We start from the raw sequence: 14490 nt of genomic DNA, 5'->3' as shown, positions 1-14490 counted from the left end.
CCGAGATCTATGGTTTCTTTACGGCATGTTCTCCGCAACAAAGACGTCGATCCCGATGCGCTCCTGTTCCGGGTTCGGGTCGTCATCGAGAGACGCGGCAGTAAGAAGCCGCACGGCGCTTCGCGCCATATGCCCAGTTTTCTGCGCAATGACGGCATCGATCAGTTCCTCGCTGAGGCCCTTGCGTGTTTCCTTCGTGAGTTCATGTGCGATCACGACAGGCCGCGTTACAGGATTCATTTCCCGCAAGGCACTGATAACACCTGAGTTTCCGCCGCCGATTGCATAAAGGCCGACGAGCCTGGGGTGATCTCTGATGAGGTCGATCACGATCGACCGGTTTCGCGCCGAAACACTGTCCCCTTCGATTTCCGGTAACAGCTTCAGGTCGCGGTAGTGCGTGCCGAGAACCTGTCTGAAGCCCATGTGACGTTCGAGATGATCCCTGATCTGGGAGTTGCCGGTCAAAACACCGATTTCACCGGCCACGCCGCGCAGAAACTTGCCCATCAGACGGCCAGCAGTTCGGCCCGCCGCCATGTTGTCGATCCCGACAAAGTTTACGCGTTGAGACGAGGGGATGTCCGAGACGAGCGTGACGACCGGGATACCACGGGCGATCGTCTCATCAATCGCTGCGCGGACGCCGGGAGCATCAAAGGCGAACAGCCCGACCCCCTGATATTTATCTCTTTCAACGCTTTCGAGCGACTTGATGAGTTCGTTTCCGTCAAGGAGCCTGACGCGACGTATTTCGGCCAGGATCTCAACGTCGGGAACCGCCCGTTTGGCACTCTGGATATCGGCGACCATTTGACGAACGAAACCCGTGTCTAGTTTCGGCAGCAGAAACAGCAGACGAAGCCGGCCCCGGCTTTTGATCCTGAGCTTTGAGGGCAATTGCCCAAAACCGAGCTCGTGGATCGCTTCTTTCACACGTTGGCGCGCCTTTGCACTGACCCCCTCGCGTTCGTGAAGCACACGATCGACGGTCGCCAAGCTAACCTGCGCAACATCTGCGACATCTTTCAAGGTTACGTTCGACATTGTTCCTCCGTCTTCAAAATGGGCCCACCGAAGCGAGAAAGATAGGATGGTTTGATGCGTATAATTCAAAAAAATGAGGGCATCGCCTCAATATGGTGCATTGAATACGTCGAAATCGAGTGTCCGTTGAGGCGGCGACTTCGACCAGGATACTGTCAACGAAGGAACGCTTGACGACTTGTGGCAATGTCTGCAGCGGGTCGGGCTTCAGACCGAAAAGTTCGGCTTAATTTATGGAACCTGACGCTAGGTCGATTGTCGTCGCTGCAGGCTCAGACAGGTTGCTGTCTGGGCGCAAAGAGCAGTTTCAGAAATGTCCTGAACAGCATGATTTGTTCAGACGCGTTGTTGTGTTCGCGCAGGGCACGCTGAAGCACCAAGCCGCCCTCAACGACCCCGGACACCATATCGCCCAAGGCATCCATATTGACAGGTTCCCGGGGCTCATAGACCTGGGCGATTTCTTCAAACATCCCCCTGAACCGCTTGCGCCAGCCAAGAATAGCCTGCCTGTTTAATTCGCGGACGCCTTCATCGAAGAGCCTGTCCTGATACGCCGTGGACGCGATCACGCAACCAGGATGACCCGTTGGCATTTCCTCAAGCATTTCGGCCAGAAGCTTCAGCCCGATCAACATGCAATGCAGCGGGTCGTCGTTCAGTTCACGGGCGCGCGCGAACAGATCGTCATAAAGCGCATCTTCGGTTGCGATGTACCGTTCCAGCATCGCACGGGCCAGGGCATTCTTGTCCTTGAAGTGGTAGAAAAAGCCTCCACGCGAAATCTCCGCACCCGCAACAATCTCGTCGATTGACGTTGCCTCAAACCCCTTGTCCAGAACAGCCGCCTCGGCAATGTCGAGGATCCTGGTGCGCGTGTCGACTTGTTGGTTCATTGCTGGCCTTCCCACTGTACCGCGAGTCCAGTTGACAATGCATCGGTGAGGAATGTGATCATCTCACTTCAGATTACTCATTGAAATTACGGCAAAAAAAGAAACGAGACAACCAGACCACGCGACAACTATCGGCTGGCACGGCTTCTGAAGTACTCCCTTGCCATCAACGGACAAGGACAGCTTCGATGCGGATTGAAACACTTAGACAGACACGCCGTTTCTTCCTCTCCCGGCGAGCTTGGCAAGCTCAGTGCGGGGCTTTTGTCGCGCCTGTCCAACATCCGTGTTCGGGGCGGTTGCTTCGGCACCGACCACCGGCAACCTGGCTGCATCGCGACGCTTGATCATCCCGATACAGCAGCCTGAAACCTAAAACCCTAATCTCAGTGAAAGATATTTGCATGTTTAAGACATTCATCACTTCAACCGCTCTTGTGCTGTCGCTGACAGCATTCGCACACGCCGACGCCCCCATGGCCTTTGATGTGGCTGAAGATCACACCCGCATTCACATGGCAGCTGCCCCCGTGCATGAAAACGGGATGCCGGCACACGGCAATGCGTTTGTCAGCCAAGGCTACATTTATCCCGAAGGCACGCTGGCTGAGGGCACCGTGGGTGTCTTGAAGGATGGCAGCCCCGCGTTCCCCGATCTCGTTTTGGGTACCTGGACGTGCGACGGCTATTTCGTCGGTGAGGGTGGCAACGCGACCACCGGTGTCTGGATCATCAGCCGCCAGACCTTTGCGTTCAAGGACGGTGCGACCGTCGTGACGCAGGGAACCGAGATTGCCGATGTCGGCCAGCCCAACCTTCGCCCGGTGACCGGCGCAACCGGTGACTTCGCCAAAATCGAAGGCGGGCTGATCCAGACGACACTTGGCTTCAACGACTTCTGGGGGTTGAGCGCGACCTACGCGTTCGAAAACCTCGCAAAGGACAGGGCATCGGCAAAAGACGCTGCTTTCCTTGGTCAAGACCATTTCCAGGCGCCTGCAGGCGAGGAAGACCAGCTTGAATGGGACAGCGGTGTTCCGGTGGGGCCAATCTTCGATGAGCACATCGCGCCGTCAACTTGACGCGACTCTCGGAAGCCCGGGCGGCACTCCCGCCCGGCTCCGCACCCGACATCAATGAGGACAGAAAAATGAACGTGCAAACGACACTCTCGATTCGGCAGGCCGAGCGCTCTGATGCGGAAGGTCTTGCCAAGCTGATCAACCTCGCGGGCGAAGGGATCCCAAACTGGCTTTGGACCCGCGCCTGCACTGAAGGGCAAACACCGCTCGAGGTTGGAATAGAACGAGCCAAACGGGAAACAGGCGGCTTTTCCTATACGAACGCTTTGATCGCCGAACAGCACGGAGTTCCAATGGGCATGGTGCTGAGCTACGCAATCACCGAAGCGCCCACCGAAAATCCTGATGATCTGCCAGCGCCGATTGCCCCCTTCGTTGCTCTGGAAAAGCTGTCCGTGGACACCTGGTTCATCAATGCTCTGGCCGTGTTCGCCAAGGGACAGAACCAGGGCTTTGGCTCGAAGCTGCTGGCGGCTGCAGAAAATCAAGCGCGGATGAACGGATTCGGCAAGATGAGCATCCAGGTCTATGCGCAGAACACCGGTGCCGTCCGGCTCTACGAAAGGCTCGGATATCATCGAGAGGCAAGCGAGCCTGTGCGGTTGCACCCGACTCCGCCCTACTACACGGGTGATGTGTTGTTGCTGATGAAATCAATCGAGGGCCGTTCTGCCTGAGGCAGCCGCCGGAGGTTTTCGAAAGACGCTGTCATGACGGCCTGTTGGCTCAGTCTCTCCGCTGCGGTTGCCTGCCATGTCCTGCTTCTCGCTGCGGTCGCGCCTGGGTTTGAGCTGGTTGTTGCAAGCATCTGGTTCTTTGCACAAGCGCAATGACCACGAACCGGGAAACGCGGAATGGCCCTTCAATATACAAACCCCATCGTTCTCGCGACGCTGTCGGTCGGTCTGCTCACCGCGCTTCTTGCCGAGGCCGCCGACAAGAGAACGCACTTCCCCTTGCCACTCCCATTGGAGGATCAGGATTTTCTGTACGACGGCGCGCCCGACGCGATATTGGTGGAGCTTGGGCGAGACCTCTTTTTCGACCCGATCCTGTCCGGGAACAAAAACATCTCATGCGGTACCTGCCATGATCCCGAGTTCGGATCGGGCGACGGTCTTGCGCTGGGTATCGGCGAAGGTGGCGCCGGTGCTGGACCGGGTCGCGTGACCGTCGATCCGGTAACCGGCCGGGTGCCACGAAACGCGCAGCCACTTTGGAACATAGGTGCGCGCAGCTATACCTCCCTCTTTCATGATGGGCGTGTCGAAGTTTTGGAGCCGGATGACGCCTCAGGTGCGATCCGCAATCCGGCAGGGTCAGACTTGCCTGCCGGTGTTTCCAACGTACTAGCTGCGCAGGCATTCTTTCCGGTCACCTCTCCGATTGAAATGGCGGGGCAGTACGGTGAGAACCCGATTGCCAACGCTGCGCATCACGAAAACAGGCGCGAGGTTTGGACAATTGTGGCTCGCCGTGTTGCGGCGGTGCCCGAGTATCTGGACCAGCTGCGCGCCGGGTTTGCCGATATTGAGGCGGCTAAGGATGTGACCTACCACCATGTCGCCGAGGCACTTGCCGCCTTCCAGACCACGGCGTTCCGATCAGATAGAAGCCCTTTTGATACCGTGTTGCGCACCGGTGACAAGTCTGTGTTGTCCCCGGAGGCGCAGGCTGGCCTCAACCTCTTCTATGGCGATGCCGGCTGTGCGCGTTGCCACAGTGGACCTTTGCTGACCGACCATCAGTTCCATGCCATAGCGGTGCCTCAGATTGGCCCAGGTAAAGGACACGGGGGCGACATGGGCTATTTGCAGCGAACCGGATTACCGGGCCGAACCGAAGATGAGGGGCGTTACCGCATCACAAACGATCCGGCAGACATGTTTGCTTTCCGCACCCCCTCCCTGCGCAACGTCGCCTTAACCGGCCCCTGGGGTCATAGCGGAGCCTTCACCTCTCTGGAGGACGTTGTGCGTCACCACCTTGATCCGTTGGCAGGGCTTTCGGTCTTCGATCCCTCGGACGTCAGTCTGCCTTCCCTGAAACATGTTCAGCGCCTTGCGGCGCGCGGATCCCAATTGCGCTTCGAACCGTTGGAACCTGATCGACGCGATGCCTTTGATTTGCGGGATTCGTGGGTACTGGCAACACCCGAACTTCGTCAGCGCATTGCCGATGCCAACAGTCTGGAGCCTGTTTCACTCTCAGAGGAAGACATTGAAAATCTCGTCGCCTTTCTTCATGCACTTACCGACCTGTCGGTTCTGCACCGAAGCGAGATGATCCCTGCCGACGTGCCTTCAGGACTGCCGCCACAGCCAAAAAGAAAAGACTGAAAGGGGGCGGCCGCGTCTTTCTCTTTCAAAGGTGCTGTTCGCGTTCAAGCCTCTGCTTCAACAGTTTCAAAAAACGGTCCTCAATCCGGCTGGACATCGCTTTCGCGCGCCGGATGGCGCCCAGGGGACGGTGAAACTGGGGGTGATCGAACGGTAGAAACACCAAACGATCTTCCAGGTAGGAAGCGGTTGTGGCCTTCGGCATTGTGGTAATCAGGTCGGTTTCCGCGACGATCTCCAGGACCGAGCGGATGGAATCCGTCTCGCAGCCGATTTGCATCGACCGGACACCGGACGCGATCATGGCCGCTTCCGTCTGCTGACGCAGCAGGCTGCCCCTTGAATGGGCGAGCCAGACCTGGGCTTCCAGATCCGAGGCCATGATCCGTTTGCGCGAGGCCAATGGATGGCCTGCTCTGCACATCACGCCGACACCGTCGTCGATCAGCGCCTCGAACTCCAGCCCGTCGACCGGTTCGGCAAGACTTTCTGGCCCGAAGACAATATCGACCTGCCCACGCTCCAGCATGGTGCGCAATTCGTGAACCAGGCCGGTGCGAATTTCGACGCTGCAATTCGGGTTGGCCTTGATGAACCGCGTCAGGGCGTTGCTCAGAAACCGGCCCGACACAATTGGCGGAGCACCGATGCGCAACTCTCCCACAGAGCCCTTTGCCGACTGGTCTGCAACGATACCTGCCTGTTCCTCGGCTAATCGGATGGCCAGCCCGTTGCGGGCCAGCCGCAGCGCGAGGTTGTTGGGGATCGACCGGCGGCCTTCCCTTTGAAACAGCGGCGTCCCCAGTCGTTCCTCCAGCGCTTTCATGTTCCTGCTCAGCGCAGGTTGGGTCGTGCCCAGCCGACTGGCGGCGGACTGGAAGGAGCCAGCTTCAACGACGACCGAGAGTTGGGCCAGATGTTTGGGATCAAGTTTCATGCTTAATTGATATGTATACAGCCAAAAGTTTGATTATTCCACATCAATCGGAGTTGGTAACGTCGTCGAAACGTCTATGGGAGGATAGCATGTTTCACTTCAAGTTTTTGGGTCGCGCAGCTTTGGCCGCCGCCATCACGCTGGCGCTGCCCGGCGCAGCTTCTGCTGAAATCTTCAAGGGGGAAACCGCGGGTGTCGGTGACCCGGTGCACACCATGTTCGTGGCTTTCGCCAACCAGGCCGGGAAGGCGGGCGTGGAAATTCAGGTCAATGCGGGCCAGACCCTGACCAAATCCATGCTCAAGGGTGCCAAGGGTGACATCGACTTCTTTTCGACGGTGCCGTCGCTGGTCAATCTGATGGCCGGTCAAAAACGGATGTACGAGAAGATAGAAGCGGCGCCGGAACTGGCCAAGAACATCCGCGCCATTCTCGGCTTCAAGGCCGGCGCCTACCATCCGGTGACACTTGCCGGATCCGGCATCGAAGGCTGGGAGGATATCAAGGGCAAGACCGTTTTCACCGGCCCACCCGCCGGATCGGCCTCAGCCACGTCGGAAGCTCTGATCAAGATCCTCACGGGCTATGTCGCCGGGGAAGACTACACCGCCGTTCGGTTGAGCTGGGGAGAAGGTTACGCCGCCCTGGCGGACGGCAAGATCGACATGATGGTGCGCCCGGCCGAAATCGGTTCGGCCAATGTGGAACGCTTCGGGCTCAGCGGCGAGTTCAGGGTGCTTTCGATCCCGCAAGACAAGATCGAAAACGAGGAACTGCAGGCCTTGTTTGGCCGGCCTGGCCGCGGGATGATCCAGTTTGACGGTGACGTCTACAAGGGTCAATTGACCGAAGGCCAGATCACGGCGCTTGGCTTCACACAGTTCGTTGGCACCCATGCCGATGTTTCTGAAGATGTGGTCTACAACGCCACCAAGGCGTTTTGGGAGAACCTGGACGAGGTCCACGCCACCGCCTTCTTCCTCAAGGATGTGACCAGGGACACCGCTTTCACGTCGGTCAATGTGCCGCTGCATCCAGGTGCCGTGCGTTACTATGACGAGGCAGGCATCACGATACCGGACGCGCTTCGTCCCTAGTTCTTCGTGATGTCCGGGCGGCGGGTCCCGCCGCCACCCGGCACCTTCTCTGCTCTCTATTGATAGTGATGACATGCCATGACCGATGCGGCTTCCCCTGCCAGCGTCACGACCCGTCTGTTCGGCCTTGCAGCAACCGTCGCCTGCCTCGCCCTGGGTCTGATCACGCTCTACAGTTCAGGCATTGGCCTGATCGACCCCAAGCTGCACCGGGCCGCCGGGTTCGGGCTTGCCCTGATCGTCGCGGTGGCGGTTTCGCAGAAGCGGCGAGGCGGAACAACGCCTCTGCACCTCGCTATTGATGTCGTTCTGGTCCTTGCGGGGCTCTGGTCGATCTGGTCGTTCTTTTACGTTCAGACCGAGATGGAGACGGCGCTTTATGATGTGACCAATCGCGACGCCTGGCCCGCATTGGCCGGTCTTGTCGTGTTCCTGGAACTCTGCCGTCGCCTCTGGGGTTGGGGCCTTTTTGGCGTCGGAACCTTCGGGGTGGTCTACCTTCTCTTTGGGCAGGACCTGCCTGGCATCCTGGCCCATTCCGGCTTTTCGCTGAAGGAGGTCGCCGAGGCGCTTTGGTACAACACCAACAAGGGTGTGTTTGGCTCGATCACCAACATCGTGCTCAGCACGGTCTTCATCTTCATCATATTCGGTGTGTTGCTCGAAGGCACCGGCGCGGGCGACACCTTGCTGAAATTTGCGTTCCTGGCGACCCGCCGCACGCGGGGCGGGCCAGCCCACGCCGCCATCCTGGCCTCCTCGATGTTCGGCACCATGTCGGGCTCGACGGTGGCGAACATTGTCGGCACCGGGACTTTCACCATCCCCATGATCAAGAAACGCGGGTTCTCGCCCACCTTCGCGGCGGGGATCGAAGCAACTGCCTCATCCGGCGGGCAAATCATGCCGCCCATCATGGGAGCCGCTGCCCTGGTCATGGCCGATCTGACCGGTGTCGGGTATCTCAACATCATCGTGGCCGCCCTGTTGCCGGCACTGTTCTACTATTTCAGCCTGTTCGCGGCTGTCACGGTCGAAGCCCGCCGCCAGGGCATCGACGTGCAGGAGATGACCGTCGATGATCAGATTACCCGGACCGACCTGATCAATTCGGTGCTCTTCGTCGGACCGATCCTCGTGGTTGTCGGGTCGCTTCTCGCCGGGCTCTCCACGTCCGCAGCCGGGTTCTACGCCGTCGTGGTTCTGCTGGTCCTTTCGACCATAAACCCGGAGGTACGGGCCGATCCGATCCGTATCTGGCGCTCCTTCCTGAAGGGCGCTGAATCGGGAGCAACGCTGCTGATCGCCATCGCCGCCATCGGTATTCTTGTAGGGTCACTCGACAGCACCGGCCTCGGTCTCAAACTGGCCAATGTGATCGCCGCAATCCGGGGTGAAAGCCTGTTCTCGGCGCTTCTTGTCGCCATGGTCGGAGCCCTGGTCCTCGGGATGGGGATGCCCACGTTGCCTGCTTATCTGATCATCATCCTGGTGATGGGACCGGCCATTCAGCAACTTGGCGTCTCGATGCTGACTGCGCACATGTTTGTCTTCTATTACGGCGTGGCCTCCTCGCTGACGCCGCCGGTCGCGATTGCCGCCTATGCAGCAGCACCCATCGCCCAGGCCAACCCGTTGATGACCGCATTCATGTCCTTCCGCCTGGGCATGGCGAAATTTATCATTCCCTTCATCTTTGCCTTCTACCCAACGATCCTGATCATTGAGGAATTCAGCCTGCTGCCCTTCCTCTGGATCGTGGCGCGCACGTGCTTCTGCATTTGGCTGTTCTCGTCAGCCTTGTCCGGCTTTGACCGCCGCAAGCTGACCGTGCCCGAGATCGTGGTCCGCTTCGCGGCCGCCTTCACGTGCCTCGCCACCGATCCGATGATCCACTTGCCCGCCATAGCAGTCGGACTCGCGCTCATTGCATTCGATGCCCGTGCGGGCCGGCCCAAAGCCGAGGCTTCCCAATGACCAAAAAACCGAACTTCCTGTTCATCATCACCGATCAACACAGGGCCGATCATCTGGGCTGTTACGGCAACAAGGTGGTGAAGACACCAAACATCGACCGGATCGCGGCAGGCGGCACACGGTGGGAACGCTTTTACGTCGCCAACCCGATCTGCATGCCCAACAGGGCCTCGATCATGACCGGGCGCATGTGCTCGGTGCATGGGGCTCGCCATAACGGTATTCCCCTTTCGAAGGACCACACCACCTTTGTCGAACTGCTGCGCGATGCCGGATACAGCACCGGCCTGATCGGAAAATCGCACCTGCAAAGCTTTACTGGCCTGCCCGCGACCAACCGGTTCGAGGCCAGGGACGGTTTGACCACGCCATCGGCGCACCTGCGCGATGCCTACAAGAACAACCGTCATTCGACCGAATACGATCTTGAGGTCGTACCCAATTGGGACAGGCCGTTGGCCGACCGGCTGAAGGGGAGCTTTTACGGTTTCGATCATGTCGAAGTCGCCGCCGACCACGGCGATCAGGCGTCAGGGGACTACCTTTTGTGGGCCCGTGGCCAGTGCCCGGATTTTGATGCGCTGACTGGCCCTGAAAACGCGTTGCCCGACAATCGCATCAAGGCGCCCCAGGCCTGGCGTACCGCTGTGCCGGAGGAGCTCTATTCCACGTCATGGATCGCCGACCGTTCGGAAACCTGGCTCGCTGATCAGGCGGACCGGGACGCCCCGTTCTTCCTGCAAATGTCTTTCCCGGATCCGCACCACCCGTTTACGCCACCGGGGCGTTATTGGGAGATGTATGATCCCGCCGACATGGTTTTGCCGGCATCATTCGGTCAGGGCGACTTGCCACCTATCAGGGCGATGAAGGACGCGATGGAGAAGGGAACGGACCCTAGAGACAACCAGAACCCGTTCGCCGTGACCGAAGACGAGGCCCGGGCCATTATCGCCCTGACCTACGGAATGATCACCATGATCGATGATGCCATCGGCCGGGTCCTGAACCGTCTGGAAACGCTCGGTCTGGCGGACAACACGATTGTCGTCTTCACGTCGGATCACGGCGACTACATGGGCGATCATGGCCTTATGTTGAAACTGCTGCTGCACTACCAGGGGATCATCCGGGTGCCGTTCATCTGGAGCGATCCCGCAACTGCCCCCCAACATAACGTCGATCAGGGCCTGGGGTCTTCCATCGACATAGCTGCCACCATCCTCGCCCGGGCCGGGATCCAGCCCTTCAACGGTATTCAGGGCCGCGATCTGCTCACCACGGAACCCCCAGACGCCATCGTTGTGGAAGAAGACAGCCAACGCACCATGACCGGCTTTGATCGCCCGCAACGTGTCCGAACGGTCGTGACCGACCGTTACCGGATGTCGCTGCGGCAGGGAGAGGACTGGAACGAGCTCTATGACCTTCAGAACGATCCGGACGAACTCACCAACCTGTTCGACGCACCGCACGCAAGCAATGTCCGCCAAACCGTGACGGAAACGATGCTGCGCAGAATGATCGAGCTGCAGGACCGGGCCCCTTTGCCGGCTTATCGCGCCTAGGGTCCTGACCCTAGTCGTCGCACAGCGCTGGGATCTTCTTGAGCTTGGCTTCGAGAAAGTCAGTGAAGGCGCGCACGCGCCCGGAGGGCAGTTTCGAGGGAGGTCGGACTGCAAACACGTTCCAGAAGGGCGAGACGGAATAATCCGCCAAAACCGGCTTTAGCGTTCCTGCGGACAACTGGTCGGCAATTTCCCAGGTGCATTTGCGTGCAATCCCGAGACCGGAAAGCGCGGCCTCAGTAATCGCTTCTGCGCTTGTGCTTGAGAAATTGCCGTTGATCTTTACATCGTGAACTACGCCGCCGGGTGCTGCAAGGGACCAGGTTCGCATATCTTCCCGCGCGAGGCAGTTGTGGGTTTTGAGGTCGTCCAGCGTGGAGGGTGCACCGAACTTGTCCAGATAGTGAGGCGCGGCAACGAGGCATCTTGGGCTCACAGCCAGCTTGCGTGCCTTGAGTGTTGACGGTGCCAGCGCACCTATGCGGATCGCCATGTCGAGACCTTGTTCAACGATGTCTATGACAGAGTCACTCATGACGAGCTGGAGCGAGACGCCGGGATGATTTTCGAGAAATTCGGTCACGTATGGCGCGATGTGCAGGCGGCCGAAAGATGCGGAACAGGCGACCCGCAGCTCTCCCTTCAAGTCCCTCGGGTCGGGCTGAATGTCCGCAAGAGCGTCTTCAACATCGCCTAGAATACGCTTTGCATGCGCAAGGAAAATCTCTCCATCGGTCGACAGCGATACTGCGCGGGTGGTCCGATGAAAAAGCTGCGTGCCAACGGTTGCCTCGAGGGCTTGAAGACGCTGCGTCGCGGCGGTCGCAGACAAGCCGAATTCTGCTCCGGCCTTGCCGATCGCGCCCAGTGTTGCCACGCGAACAAACAGCTCGAGTGATTTGAGGTCGAGGGACATTATTTGCTTTTTCCAAATAGTAATTTTTATTTCCAGCGGATTATTAGCGAAAACTGCAGCTTATTTAAAGCATGAGACATCACGGCGGCGATAGCGCCGCATTCGAATTCGGGATTTTCAAGATGCGCTTCTCCATCCTTGCAGCCGCCTCGTCCGTCGTCCTTGCGCTCGTCTCACCTTTGGCTGCGTCCGAGAACCTAGCGTCGTCTGGAGTGGTGGAGGTGGTGCCAAGCAGTGCGGTCGCGTTTCAACCCTTGAACCCTGCGCGCGGCGATGCGGGCCCGCAAGCGGGTGTCCTGTGGGGTGACATACGTGAAGACGTTCCGACTGGGACGATCATCCAATTCAAACCCGGGTTCAGCTCTCCGCCGCACATTCACAACATCACTTATCGGGCCGTGGTCATCAGCGGCGCGGTTCACAATGACGATCCCACAGCAGAACCCATGTGGATGGGGCCGGGGTCGTTCTGGACCCAACCGGCCGGAGCAACGCACATAACCGCCGCACGTGCCGATGCGGGGCTTTCGACTGCCTTTCTCGAAATCCAGGAAGGGCCTTACCTCGTTCAACCAAAGGAGCGTGCGTTCGCCAATGGCGAGTTCCCTGTGAATGTCGAGGCTGGCAACATTGTCTGGATCGAAGCAGCCGATGTGTCCTGGGTCGATGCGCCCGGGGCAGGCGCCGGAGCGGATGAACCCAAGATGGCGTTTCTTTGGGGTGAGCCTGCCGAGGCCAGCAAGAACGGAACATTCCTGAAGCTACCATCCGGTTTCGAGGGAACGATTACGGGAGGAGATGCCTGGCTGCGCGCTGTCGTCATAAGAGGAAACGCAACCCATAAGGCACCCGGCGCTACTGAGGCCACACCACTCGATCCGGGCAGCTATTTCGGCTCAGACTCATCGACAGTCCACGAGGTTACATGCACTGGCACGGATGCCTGCATCTTCTACATGAGTGCCATCGGCAAATACGACATCTCGCGTTCCTGAAGGACCAATGCGTATCCGAAATCGTTGAAACGAGACGTGGCCCTGGTTGAAGCGCCTCGTTTCATTTGTACTGCCGGCTTTGAAGCGGGGCCGTGAAGGGACAGGCAGATGTTTTTTTCTCAGGTCGTTCGCCGGCCAATGATCTCCCGATCCGTGAATGAAGCGATCGCGCGTGAGGAGGCATCGGGACTTGCCTATGTCTTCTGGAGCCGCAATGCGGTGCTTCTCATTCTGGCGATCTGGGTGTCGCTTACGCTTCCGTTTGAACGCTCGTCTCTTTACGTGAGCGCGATCCTCGCGTTTGCGCTCGTTGGGATCGTGCCATACGCGTTCCGGCATCGGTATACGGTGAATACCGGTCTGGTGATGGGGTTCGTTTTCCTGGATGCAGCAGCGCTCAGTTTTGTTCTGATTGTACCGACCCCCTTTGATTTTGAAGGGTGGACGCAGCAGATGAACCTGCGGACACCCGCCTTCCTTTATATCGGCGTGTTCGTCGTCAGCATGGCACTCAGCTACAAACCCGCACTGGTGATCTGGACCGGGCTTGCAGCCGCGGCATTCTGGAGCATGGGTTATCTTTGGGTAGCCACACGTCCAAACGCCATCCCGTTCACATCGGGCGATGTGCTTGACGAGGGCATGGGCGCGGAGATGGCTCTTGCCAAGGTTCTCGACCCGAACGCCGTTGGCCTTGCCCGGCTCTCCAACCAGGTCGTGTTTCTGGTGCTGATTTCCCTCATTCTGACAATCGTGGTGGTCCGCTCGCGAGAGCTGGTTCGCCGCCAGGTCGAGGCGGAAGCACAGCGGGCGATCCTGTCCCGTTATTTTTCGCCCAATATCGTGCGCGAATTCGCAGAGGGCCGCTGGGAGCCCGACAAGCCTGGGAACCGTCCGGTGGCGGTTCTTTTTGCCGACATGGTCGATTTCACATCGATCTCGGAGAGATTGCCGCCGCAGGACTTGATCGCACTATTGCGCACCTTTCACGGACGTCTCGCAAAGGTTGCCTTCGAGCAGGATGGAACGATCGACAAGTTCATCGGTGATGCCGTGATGGTTCATTTCGGCACCCCACGCGCCCGGCCGGATGATCCTGTGCGGGCCCTGAGATGCGCGACGCGGATGGCCGAAACGATCCGAGATTGGAACGCGGAAAGGGAAATGGCAGGCGAACCGCCGGTCGGCGTGGGGATTGGCTTGCACTACGGGCCAGCGGTCGTCGGCAACATCGGTGATGAACACAAGCTGGAATACACCGTGCTCGGCGACACAGTGAACGTCGCGAGCCGCCTGGAAAAGCTGACCCGCAAAATCGGCACGGAGGTCGTCGTCAGCAACGAGCTTGTTGAGGCGGTCAAGGCGAGCTCGGCGGATCCGGTTGACGTTGTGCCAGGTCTTTACAGAGCGGGACAGTTTGAAATCCGCGGGCGTCGAGAGGCTGTAGATGTCTGGACGATGCGATCCATGGCTGCAGCTTCTCGCAAATCGACGATTGAACAGCCCGCTAAACAGATTGGTGGGCACGACTGAAATGGACGCCGGTGAAAGACAAAGGAAAAGTTATGTCAAAACCAGGCCTGCAAATCACGGCATCTTCGAAGCGAGCGGACGGCCCGACCGGATGAGCGGGCCA

Annotated in this window: 13 protein-coding genes; 9 read left to right on the top strand and 4 right to left on the bottom strand. The window is 58.9% G+C overall.

The annotated features are described in order from the left end of the window. Positions 1-18: 18 nt before the first annotated feature. Both RBB47_RS06400 and RBB47_RS06395 read right to left on the bottom strand, forming a co-directional pair. Entirely contained in the window at positions 19-1047 is a 1029-nt protein-coding gene (locus RBB47_RS06400) for a LacI family DNA-binding transcriptional regulator (RefSeq protein ID WP_305984918.1), read from the bottom strand. 272 nt (positions 1048-1319) lie between these two features. Beyond that, positions 1320-1943 carry a TetR/AcrR family transcriptional regulator gene (locus tag RBB47_RS06395; RefSeq protein WP_305984917.1) on the bottom strand — a complete coding sequence of 208 codons (624 nt, stop codon included), beginning with the start codon at positions 1941-1943 and terminating at the stop codon, positions 1320-1322. 404 nt (positions 1944-2347) lie between these two features. On the opposite strand from RBB47_RS06395, the gene RBB47_RS06390 reads away from it, so the two are divergent. The 4 genes from RBB47_RS06390 (at position 2348) to RBB47_RS06375 (ending at position 5364) form a co-directional block, all read left to right on the top strand. Further along, on the top strand, positions 2348-3025 hold the full coding sequence (locus RBB47_RS06390; protein ID WP_305984916.1) for a hypothetical protein: 678 nt from the start codon (positions 2348-2350) through the stop codon (positions 3023-3025). A gap of 68 nt (positions 3026-3093) precedes the next feature. Next, positions 3094-3702, top strand: a complete 609-nt coding sequence (locus RBB47_RS06385) for an N-acetyltransferase (protein WP_305984915.1) — start codon at positions 3094-3096, stop codon at positions 3700-3702. Between the two features lie 33 nt (positions 3703-3735). After that, on the top strand, positions 3736-3858 hold the full coding sequence (locus tag RBB47_RS06380) for a hypothetical protein (RefSeq protein WP_305984914.1): 123 nt from the start codon (positions 3736-3738) through the stop codon (positions 3856-3858). A gap of 21 nt (positions 3859-3879) precedes the next feature. Next, positions 3880-5364, top strand: a complete 1485-nt coding sequence (locus tag RBB47_RS06375; protein ID WP_305984913.1) for a cytochrome-c peroxidase — start codon at positions 3880-3882, stop codon at positions 5362-5364. A 25-nt stretch (positions 5365-5389) separates the two neighbouring features. On the opposite strand, the gene RBB47_RS06370 is transcribed toward RBB47_RS06375, so the two are convergent. After that, positions 5390-6301 (bottom strand): LysR family transcriptional regulator, encoded by a 912-nt coding sequence (locus RBB47_RS06370; RefSeq protein WP_305984912.1) that lies wholly within the window; start codon positions 6299-6301, stop codon positions 5390-5392. 89 nt (positions 6302-6390) lie between these two features. On the opposite strand from RBB47_RS06370, the gene RBB47_RS06365 reads away from it, so the two are divergent. The 3 genes from RBB47_RS06365 (at position 6391) to RBB47_RS06355 (ending at position 10943) form a co-directional block, all read left to right on the top strand. Further along, positions 6391-7398 carry a TAXI family TRAP transporter solute-binding subunit gene (locus tag RBB47_RS06365; protein WP_305984911.1) on the top strand — a complete coding sequence of 336 codons (1008 nt, stop codon included), beginning with the start codon at positions 6391-6393 and terminating at the stop codon, positions 7396-7398. A 78-nt stretch (positions 7399-7476) separates the two neighbouring features. Then, complete coding sequence (locus RBB47_RS06360) at positions 7477-9375, top strand: TRAP transporter fused permease subunit (RefSeq protein WP_305984910.1); 1899 nt, start codon at positions 7477-7479, stop codon at positions 9373-9375. Then, positions 9372-10943, top strand: a complete 1572-nt coding sequence (locus RBB47_RS06355) for a sulfatase (RefSeq protein WP_305984909.1) — start codon at positions 9372-9374, stop codon at positions 10941-10943. Before RBB47_RS06360 ends, RBB47_RS06355 begins: the two co-directional genes overlap by 4 nt. Positions 10944-10953: 10 nt before the next feature. Here the strand turns inward: RBB47_RS06355 and RBB47_RS06350 are convergent, their stop codons facing one another. Next, the gene (locus RBB47_RS06350) at positions 10954-11859 is read right to left on the bottom strand and encodes a LysR family transcriptional regulator (RefSeq protein WP_305984908.1); all 906 of its coding nucleotides are present in this window, start codon (positions 11857-11859) and stop codon (positions 10954-10956) included. A 71-nt stretch (positions 11860-11930) separates the two neighbouring features. On the opposite strand from RBB47_RS06350, the gene RBB47_RS06345 reads away from it, so the two are divergent. Both RBB47_RS06345 and RBB47_RS06340 read left to right on the top strand, forming a co-directional pair. Beyond that, the gene (locus RBB47_RS06345) at positions 11931-12854 is read left to right on the top strand and encodes a DUF4437 domain-containing protein (protein WP_305984907.1); all 924 of its coding nucleotides are present in this window, start codon (positions 11931-11933) and stop codon (positions 12852-12854) included. A 108-nt stretch (positions 12855-12962) separates the two neighbouring features. After that, the gene (locus RBB47_RS06340) at positions 12963-14387 is read left to right on the top strand and encodes an adenylate/guanylate cyclase domain-containing protein (RefSeq protein WP_305984906.1); all 1425 of its coding nucleotides are present in this window, start codon (positions 12963-12965) and stop codon (positions 14385-14387) included. The last annotated feature ends 103 nt before the right edge of the window (positions 14388-14490 follow it).

It is taken from the genome of Roseibium sp. MMSF_3544 (assembly GCF_030732845.1).
GTDB lineage: Bacteria > Pseudomonadota > Alphaproteobacteria > Rhizobiales > Stappiaceae > Roseibium.
Note: the sequence above shows the minus strand (reverse complement) of the source record. Positions and strands in the feature narration are given on the sequence as shown.